Annotated in this window: 8 protein-coding genes; 6 read left to right on the plus strand and 2 right to left on the minus strand. The window is 65.2% G+C overall.

Going from position 1 to position 8,542, the window contains the following annotated elements; genetic code table 11:
* Both AC1DHX_RS19610 and AC1DHX_RS19615 read right to left on the minus strand, forming a co-directional pair.
* A partial coding sequence (locus tag AC1DHX_RS19610; protein ID WP_476900381.1) for an FAD-dependent oxidoreductase occupies positions 1 to 359 on the minus strand: 359 nt, incomplete at its 3' end.
* Between the two features lie 267 nt (positions 360 to 626).
* Complete coding sequence (locus AC1DHX_RS19615; RefSeq protein WP_476900382.1) at positions 627 to 2,153, minus strand: leucyl aminopeptidase; 1,527 nt, start codon at positions 2,151 to 2,153, stop codon at positions 627 to 629.
* A gap of 375 nt (positions 2,154 to 2,528) precedes the next feature.
* On the opposite strand from AC1DHX_RS19615, the gene AC1DHX_RS19620 reads away from it, so the two are divergent.
* The 6 genes from AC1DHX_RS19620 to AC1DHX_RS19645 all read left to right on the plus strand — a co-directional run.
* Positions 2,529 to 3,467 carry a proteasome assembly chaperone family protein gene (locus AC1DHX_RS19620; RefSeq protein WP_476859824.1) on the plus strand — a complete coding sequence of 313 codons (939 nt, stop codon included), beginning with the start codon at positions 2,529 to 2,531 and terminating at the stop codon, positions 3,465 to 3,467.
* A gap of 34 nt (positions 3,468 to 3,501) precedes the next feature.
* Complete coding sequence (locus AC1DHX_RS19625; protein WP_476859823.1) at positions 3,502 to 4,833, plus strand: MFS transporter; 1,332 nt, start codon at positions 3,502 to 3,504, stop codon at positions 4,831 to 4,833.
* Between the two features lie 114 nt (positions 4,834 to 4,947).
* Positions 4,948 to 6,207, plus strand: coding sequence for a sensor histidine kinase (locus AC1DHX_RS19630; RefSeq protein ID WP_476900383.1), 1,260 nt, complete (start codon positions 4,948 to 4,950; stop codon positions 6,205 to 6,207).
* The gene (locus tag AC1DHX_RS19635) at positions 6,204 to 6,860 is read left to right on the plus strand and encodes a response regulator (RefSeq protein WP_476859821.1); all 657 of its coding nucleotides are present in this window, start codon (positions 6,204 to 6,206) and stop codon (positions 6,858 to 6,860) included. The genes AC1DHX_RS19630 and AC1DHX_RS19635 overlap by 4 nt, the downstream gene beginning before the upstream one ends.
* Positions 6,861 to 6,950: 90 nt before the next feature.
* On the plus strand, positions 6,951 to 7,829 hold the full coding sequence (locus tag AC1DHX_RS19640; RefSeq protein WP_476859820.1) for a hypothetical protein: 879 nt from the start codon (positions 6,951 to 6,953) through the stop codon (positions 7,827 to 7,829).
* A 175-nt stretch (positions 7,830 to 8,004) separates the two neighbouring features.
* On the plus strand, positions 8,005 to 8,542 hold a 538-nt coding region (locus AC1DHX_RS19645; protein ID WP_476900384.1), incomplete at its 3' end, for a DUF4192 family protein.

The raw sequence follows: 8,542 nt of genomic DNA on the forward strand, positions 1-8,542 counted from the left end.
CCTTCACCCTCAATGACGGTGATGCCCTTCTTGCCCTTGATCAGACCCTGCAGGCCCTTGAACTTGCCGGCAATGATGCCGTCCTTGTAAGCGTTGACAGCCGTGATGTCGATGCTGTCAAGGGTCACGTTGACGCCGTACTTGGCCGAGTCGCGGGCGTGGTCCGCCAGCTCTGCCGAGTGCAGCAGGGCCTTGGTGGGGATACAGCCGTTGTGCAGGCAGGTGCCGCCGAGCTTGCCCTTTTCGATGAGGCCGACGGTGAGGCCAAGCTGGACAGCACGCAGTGCGGTGGCGTAGCCGCCGCTGCCGCCGCCGAGTACCAGGATGTCGAATTCTTGCGCAGTTGCCTGATCGGCCACTAAAACGCTCCCTCGCGTGAACGATGACACGAGAGTACGCATCATCTGGTCTTGGAACCTGTCTGCTGTGATTGTGCCAGCCGGCCGGTTCCCTTTCATTTGTGACTACTACATTGGGGTCTGCTTCTGGGAAACAAGGTTTACCTTAGCGAACCACTAATACATGCTCCACCTTGCCATGGCGTTTGTGGAGCGCTTGTGTCCAGTGTCACGCGCCTTTGTGGCCGGGAAGGCATCGCCGCCCCGGCCACAAAGCCGCGATGCGCGCTAGACGGTCTTGGTGAGGATGTCCTCGACGTAGGCCACCAAGGTGCGGACGGTGCAGCCCGTGCCCTGTTTGTGGTTGTAGCCGTAGGGGCTGCCGTTATTAAACGACGGGCCGGCGATGTCGATGTGCGCCCACGGGATCTGTTCCCCGTCCTTGCCCTTGCCAACGAACTCGCGCAGGAAGACGGCCGCCGTCATCATGCCGCCGTGGCGTTCGCCAATGTTGGCGATGTCGGCGACCTGGGAGTCGAGGCTGGCCCGGAGTTCTTCCGGCAGCGGCATGGGCCAGACGAGCTCGCCGGCCCGGTCCGCGGCGGTCTTGATGGCGCCGGTAAGGGAGTCGGAACCCATCACACCGGCCGTGCGGTCGCCCAGAGCAATGAGCTGGGCGCCGRTGAGGGTTGCGACGTCAATGATGGCATCCGGGAATTCCTGGCTGGCGGCGACGATGCCATCGGCCATGACCAGGCGACCCTCGGCGTCGGTGTTGAGGACCTCGACGGTCTTGCCGCCGAACATCGTCAGAACGTCCGCCGGGCGCTGTGCAGCGCCGGAGGGCATGTTCTCGGCGATGCAGAGCCACGCGGTCGCCTTGACGGGCAGCCCGAGGCCCGCGAGGGCCAGGACGGTGTTGAGGACGACGGCGGCACCCGCCATGTCGGACTTCATGTCACCCATGCCCAGGGCCGGCTTGATGGAGATGCCGCCCGTGTCAAAAGTGATGCCCTTGCCCACGAGGGCGATCTTGGCCGTGGCCTTCGCCGGGGCGTATTCGACCTTTACGAGGCGCGGCTGCCGGGTGGAGCCCTTGCCGACGCCGAGAATGCCGCCGAAGCCCTCCTTCTCAAGACGCTTCTCGTCCCAGACGGTCACCTTCACCGGCAGGCCCTTGGACAGTTCCTTGGCGGCATCGGCGAAGGACTCGGGGTAGAGGTGGCTCGGCGGCTGGTTGACCAGCGTGCGGGTCGCGTTCACGGCCGTGCCGATCAGGGATGCCCGGTTCAGGACAGGCGCCAGCGCCTTGTCCGTGGCGAAGTCGGTGCGGATGATGACGTTCTTCACCGGATCTTTGAGCCCGTCCTTGGAGGACCGGAACTCCGTATAGGAGTAGGCGCCCATCGCGGCGCCCTCGGCGACCGCCGCGACCTCGGCCAGGGTGGTCGTGGGCRGGGCAAGGGTGACGGTGGCGACGCCGGCCAGCTGGCGGACGGCCGAGCCGGCGGCGCGGCGCAGTGCCTCCTCGGAGAGCGGCTGCGTGGCCGAAAGCTTGCCGACGCCGGCGAGCAGCAGGATGGTCGCTCCCGCCTCGGGCAGGCCGGGCAGCCGGTGAGCCTGGTCCGCCGCGCCGGTGATGCCAAGAACGCTCAGTGATTCCGCCAGGGCCTCCGCGGCCTTGGCCGTCAGCGGATTGTCGAGCAGAACGGGGCCGTCAGGACCCTGTCCGACGCCGATGACAAGGGCATCGCTGGGGGACTTCTTCAAATCCCCTGCGACTGCACTAAGTTTGACTTCACTATTCTTGACCACGAGGACAGTCCTCAATTCTCTGTGATGGTTCTCGGTGATATTCGGCAGGAACTGCATGTTTGGCGTCCTGCCACGGATCCCGGGGCGCCGTCGGTCTGGGACGCAACCCGGTGTCTGCAAAACAAGCCCTAGGGCCATCACCGATCGTAGTCTCTCGACCGTGCGGAAATTCAATCGAATGAGAGCTGGAGCACACCCCGGGCAGGAATTAGCCCGGGCGCCGGGGCGTTGTATTGGTAGAGACGCTGCGGAGCGGTGAGTGCTCCATGGGACTGGCCGGCAGGATCCGCCTGACTGGCCGTTCTGCCAGGCACCGCCCGAATGGCGGATTGCGCCCCGCTTCTCCCACCGCCGCCCTCGTGAAAGGAACACGCCGTGATTGAACGGATTTCCGGCTCTTTGCTGGATCCCCAGTCGCTCTATATCCGTGATGACGCGCTGTTCTCCAGCACCGAACTGCGCGGACTCAACCTCGTCATGGGGTTCACCGGCTTCGCCGACGCGGGCCACGTGGTCCGGCAGATCACCGCTGAACTGCTGGACACGCTCGATACCGAGATGATCGCCGAGTTCGACGCCGACCAGCTGATCGACTACAGGTCCCGGCGCCCGCAGGTCAGCTTCGTCGAGGACCACCTGCAGGACTACCAGGCACCGAGCCTGGCCCTCTACCGGCTGGTCGACGGACTGGGCAGCCCGTTCCTGCTCCTCGCGGGGTTCGAACCGGACCTGCAATGGGAGCGCTTCGCTCGCGCCGTCGTCGGCCTCGTCGAAGAGCTCGACGTCAACCTCGTCACCTGGATCCATTCGATCCCGATGCCCGTGCCCCACACCCGGCCGGTCGGTGTGACCGTGCACGGCAACCGGCCGGAGCTGATCGAGGGAATCTCGATCTGGAAGCCCACGGTGGAGGTGCCAGCCGCGGTGGGCCACATCCTGGAGCTGCGGCTGACGGAGGCCGGCCGGAACATCGCCGGCTATGTGATCCATGTGCCGCACTACCTGGCCGAAGCCGAGTACCCCACGGCCGCCGTGGCCGGGCTCGAGTACCTGGGCGCGGCAACGTCGCTCATGCTGCCGACCGATCGTTTGCGCGAGGCGGGACGCGAGGTGGGCCGGCAGATAGCCGAGCAGATCGAGGCATCCGAGGAGGTCCAGCAGGTGGTCTCACGGCTGGAGACCCGGTACGACGAAAAGGCCGAGGGGACGGTCCGGAGGTCGCTGCTGGCTGATGAGAACGACCAGCTCCCCAATGCCGACGCCCTTGGTGCCGCCGTCGAGGCGTACCTGGCCCGCAAAGAACCCGGCGAATAAATACTATTTATCATGAACCGGGCATAATGGGGGAGTGACCTCTCCCCGCGCCTGGCTGATCTGGATCGTCGGGATCTTCGCCTATCTCGTGGCGGTCAGCCAACGGACCTCTTTCGGTGTGGTCGGCCTGGAGGCAACGGAACGCTTCCACGCCAGCGCCGCGGAGATCTCCTTCTTCACCGTGCTGCAGCTGCTGGTTTATGCKGCGCTGCAGATTCCCGTGGGGATTCTGGTGGACCGGTTCGGCTCCCGCGCGATGCTGGCGGGCGGTGGTGTCCTGATGGGACTCGGCCAGCTTCAGCTGGCGTTTGCCGACAACATACCCGGCGGAGTCCTGGGACGCGTCCTGGTGGGCGCCGGTGACGCCATGACGTTTATTTCCGTCATCCGGCTCATCCCGCTCTGGTTCGCCCCGGGGCGCGTCCCGCTCCTGACGCAGCTGACCGGCATGTCCGGCCAGCTCGGCCAGCTCTTCAGCGTGGTGCCGTTCGCCATGATCCTGCACTCCGCGGGGTGGACCCCGGCCTTCCTGACGCTCGCCGCGATGTCCGGCCTCGCCGTCGTGCTGGTGCTTATCCTGCTCCAGGACCTTCCACCCGGGCACTCCGCACCGGCACAGTCACAGGGGCTGCGCGCCACCGGCATTTCGCTGGCGCACGCCTGGCGGCAACCCGGGACCCGGCTCGGGCTGTGGAGCCACTTCACCGTCCAGTTCAGTGGCACGGTTTTTGCCATGACGTGGGGCTACCCTTTCCTGATTTCGGCCGAGGGGCTGGACCGCGGCACGGTCTCGGCCCTCATGGCGCTGTACGTCGCCGGCGCCATCGCCGCCGGACCGCTGATGGGCAGATTCGTTGCCCGGCATCCGCTGCGGCGCTCCACCATGGTGCTGCTCATTTCCGGATGCACCGCTGCCGCCTGGGCGGCGGTTCTGCTGGTGCCGGGACGAGCGCCGCTCTGGCTCTTGGCCGTGCTCGTGGTGACCCTCGCCGTCGGCGGCCCCGGTTCCATGATCGGCTTCGATTTCGCCCGGACCTTCAACCCGGCCCACCGGCTCGGCACCGCCACCGGGATCGTCAACGTGGGCGGCTTCATCGCCGCGCTCGTGTCCATTTACCTAATCGGGCTGGTGCTCGACGTCCTGCATGCCACCGGGTTCTCGCAGGGGGAGCTCTACGGCCTGGATCCGTTCCGCGTGGCCCTGAGCGTGCAGTTCCTGCTGCTGGCCGGGGGAGCAGGAGCCATCGTGGTGACCCGGCGGAAGGTCCGGCGCCAAATGGCGGCCCAGGGAGTCATGGTTCCGCCGCTGCTCAAGTCCCTGGCCGAGCAGCGCAGGCTGGTCGCGGAGCGCCGCCGCACGCCCTGAATATGTGGTGGGCCGGGCTGATCGGTCATCCGTATGGCTGAAGTTGTTCATTATCGGGGTTGAACTAACTTAGAACGAGCGTTGGAGATGTGGACGCCAGCTTAGGGTGAAGGCATGTTCAAACCGATCCAGTCTCTGAGGCTCCTCGCGGCACCGGCCACGTCCGTGCTGCTTCTGGGGACTCTCTTTATCCTGGAGKAGCGACATTTCGACCAGAACAGCGCCCTTCTGTTGGCGCTCCTGACCGGCGTCGCTGTGGCCGAGGTCCTGCCGGCCGCTGCCGTGGGGCTGGTTTTCGCCGCCTTGGCCCTGCAGAGCCTGAAGGTTTTCCCGTTGGTCTTTCTCTCGGGCGTGCTGAGCTACGCTGTCGTTCCGGTGGTCATCTTTGTCGCCGTCATCGGCTGGAAAGCCCGGAACCGGTGGGTCCCCCCCGTTGCTGCTGTCGTATTTGCCGGCATCATCACCGTCAACTGGTTCACCGACCAGACCTGGATCAACATCATCTTCGCCAGCCCGATCTACGGCAGGGGATTACTGCGAACCCTCACCTACGCCTTTCTGATCTTTGGAGCCTTCGCCGCCCTGAACCTCGCCGCCTGGGCCGTCGGTGTGGCAGTAAACAACGCCTCGAGGAGCCGAAGGGCGCAGCTCGCGGCGGAAACACGGCTGCGGGAGACCGCGACCGAACTCGCCATCGAACAAGAACGCAACAGAATCGCCGGGGAGCTCCACGACGTCCTGGCACATTCACTGACAGTCATCGTGGCCCAGGCCGACGGAATACGCTTCATCCACCGCACAGAACCGGAAACCGTGGAAGAAGCATCCAAGGTCATCGCCGAATCGGCGAGGACCGCCCTTGTCGAAACGCGCCGGCTCATCGAAGGCTTCTCCACGGAGCTCAGCAACCAACCGACTCACAAAATTGAAGACCTGGTGATTCTTGCCGACCGTCTGAGCTCCAGCGGCATGGCGGTCACGATCGAAACGACGGGCCAGCCATGGGACATGACCGCCGCCCAGCAGCTAACGGTCTACCGCCTGGCGCAGGAAAGCCTCACAAACGCCTTCAAGCACGGAGACCGGAGCCAGGGTACGCACCTGCACCTGGTGTGGACGGCAGGATCCCTTGAGCTCCGCATCAACTCCTCGCTGATCACCAGCCCGGCCGCGACGACAAAGGCCACCCCATCGGGCCGCGGGATAGCAGGAATGAAAGCCCGCGCCGCAGCCGCCGGCGGATGGGTGGAAACAGTCCGCGGCGAAGAGACCTTCGAAGTACTGGCCTTCCTCCCGTCGGCCGGACCTAGGCAGCAGGCAGCGGCCGCCTCCAACGGGCCCCGCCTGCGCTCATTGGAGGGAGCACAACCATGACGACCACACCGATCCGGATTGCCCTGGCCGATGACCAGCCGCTGTTCAGCGCCGGGCTCAAAATGATTCTGCGCAGCCAGGCGGACATGGACCTTGTCGGCGAAGCCGTCAACGGAGAGGCCGCCGTCGAACTCGTGCAGGAGACCTCCCCTGATGTGCTCCTCATGGACATCCGCATGCCTGTCATGGACGGCATCACGGCCACAAGGACGATCCTGGAAAAGTCCACTGGAACTGCCACCAAAATCATCGTGCTGACCACGATCCAGCATGACGAAGCCGTCGTCCGAGCCATCCAGGCCGGCGCCGCCGGTTTCCTGACCAAAGACACCACACCGGACTTCCTGCTGGCCGCCATCCGAACGGTTCACTCGGGGCACTCAGTCATCGCTCCGGCCATCACCAACGAACTGCTACGCGACTACACCACGCCCTCTTCCGGGAACGACGCCGCGCTGGCAGACCTGTCCGGAAGGGAGCGCGACGTGTTTCTCCTTACCGCCAAAGGGCTGGGAAACGCCGAAATCGCGGCCTCACTGGTACTCAGCGAAGCCACGGTGAAATCCCACGTCGGCAGCATCCTGGCGAAACTGAAGCTGAAGAACCGCATCCAGCTCGTCGCCTTCGCTTACGAAAACAACGTCCTCAACTAGCCCTCACAACAGCACCGCCCCACCCTCCGACGCCGTCCCAATACGGGAAGGACAGCCACCGCTTTGCCCAAAACAACCGAAGGAGCCACCATGAAAAAGAAGATCTTCGGCGCTGCCGTGCTGATCGTAGGCACCGGCGCCGCCCTGGCCGCGGCCGCCATCCCGGCCGCGTCGGTCACCGCGTCCCCGGAACCCGTCCCAGGGATCATCCGCCAGGCAGAGGCCTACGCCTCAACAGATCCGATAGCCGAAAAGGGCATGCAGGAGGCTGTCCGCCGCTGCATGGCCAAGGCCGGCTTCGACTACACACCGCCCGCCGCCGAGACGACTATGGACCTCAACGGAGCCATCGGATTCAAACGGCTCACGGTCGACGCCGCCAAAGCCAGCGGCTACGCCAGCACCCGACCACAAGGATCCCGTGAGCCGGCTCCCGGGTCCGCAGACGGCAAACTCTTCGCCAATCCAGCCTTCACCAAGGCACTCACCGGGCCTGAGGACACCGCGTCAAAGGCCACGGTGGGCGGTATGGGAACGTCCTCCGGCGGATGCCGCGGCGAAGCCATGACACAGATCTACGGCAGCGCGGAAAACTACATGCTCGCCACCGGCATCGCCTCCAACTGGTTTTTCCCGGCCGCCCTGTCCGCCTCCGGCGACTCGGGCATTACCAAAGCAGTCGCTGAATGGGCGGCCTGCATGAAGGAAACCCCTTACGCCTCGTTTTCTAACCCGGGGCAGGCCGCCGATGCCGGTAAAACTGCGGGCGGCCAGGAAGAGTTCAGAATCGCCGTGACCGACGCCGTCTGCCGGGACAAGACCGGGTTCCACGCTGCCCTGGACAAAGTCCTGGACAAATACCTGACAACCCGCATGCAGGAACTCGCCCCGCAGATCGCGAAGGTCAAAGAGATTCGCCGCGCCGCGGACTCGAACGCGGCAACGGTGGAGGCCACTGCATCGAAATAGTGCGGTTTAGTGCGGTTTGGCGAAAGGCCGGCGTCCTGTCAGCATTCGGGGGGCGGGGGGAGGACACCGCCCGTTGGCGCTGGTTCCGCCATAGTGGTTCCGACTTCGTCGCGGTTATCCACATACCGCAACCCGGTACTGTCGCCGGGGACGCAGCCGCCGCGAAGCTGGACTTATGACAGCTCCCGATCACCTGAGAATTACCGGCCCCGAAGACATTCTGGGCTTCATCCCGCACTCCCTCGGTTACTGGCCGGAAGACAGCCTCGTGGCCATGACCTTGCAGGGCAAACGCCTCGGAGCCACCTTGCGGGTCGACCTCCCCGTGCCCGGAGGCGGCTCAGGCCGGAGGGACATGCTGGCCGGTTTTGCCCGGAATGTCGTGGCCTATCTGCAGGCGGACGACGCGGCTGACGGTTCGCTGCTGGCCTTCTTCACTGACGCTGAGGCCGGCGCCAACACGCAGACGGACAGCGCCGGCGACGGCCATGCGTGGGCGGACCTGCTCAAAGAACTCGAGCTTGCCCTTGAGGCAGCCGGATTGCCCGTGAGGGACGCCTGGATTATCGGTACTGAGTTCTGGCGCAACGCAGACTGCAGCGATCCGGAATGCTGTGGGATGCCCGGCCGTCCGGTCGAACAGATCAGGAACAGCAGGCTCAACGCCGAGATGGTCTACCGCGGCAGCAGCGTCGGCGCGGTCCCCGGCGCCC

The sequence above is a fragment of the Arthrobacter sp. 05N33_2 genome (assembly GCF_056397425.1).

What these genes read in the sequence shown, in the direction of transcription:
- AC1DHX_RS19635 (WP_476859821.1), top strand. Translation starts at nt 6,204, where the DNA reads ATGACGACCACACCGATCCGGATTGCCCTGGCCGATGACCAGCCGCTG.
- AC1DHX_RS19640 (WP_476859820.1), top strand. Translation starts at nt 6,951, where the DNA reads ATGAAAAAGAAGATCTTCGGCGCTGCCGTGCTGATCGTAGGCACCGGC.